This window comes from Acinetobacter sp. S54, from assembly GCF_016624945.1.
GTDB lineage: Bacteria > Pseudomonadota > Gammaproteobacteria > Pseudomonadales > Moraxellaceae > Acinetobacter.
Window position 1 is genome coordinate 1 of the sequence record NZ_JACVUI010000034.1, and the last position, 427, is coordinate 427.

Genomic DNA, 427 nt, shown 5'->3' on the forward strand with positions numbered 1-427 from the left:
AGTGACGCTTGATCCAGCGACAGGCAGTTACAGCTATACCCCGAATGCCAACTACCACGGTAGCGACAGCTTTGAAGTGACGGTAAGTGATGGCAATGGTGGCAGTACCACCGTAACGGTTCCGGTAACGATCAGCTCCGTGAACGATGCGCCGACAGCAACCGCCAGCCCAGTGACGACGGATGAAGACACCCCCGTGATGGGCAGCGTTGTTGGCCATGACGTGGAGGGTGACAGCCTGAGCTACACCATCAGCACAGCTGCTGCACATGGTACAGTCAGTCTGAACCCAGATGGCAGTTACACCTACACGCCGAATGCCAACTACCACGGTAGCGACAGCTTTGACGTGACGGTATCGGATGGCAATGGTGGCAGTAGCACCGTGACGGTTGACGTGACGGTCAACCCGGTCAATGATGCACCG

1 protein-coding gene is annotated in these 427 nt (G+C 57.1%); it reads left to right on the top strand.

What is annotated here, in order from left to right; genetic code table 11:
- Nucleotides 1–427: cadherin-like domain-containing protein (locus IAE20_RS16695; RefSeq protein WP_200529627.1), on the top strand; the 427-nt coding region annotated here is incomplete at both ends.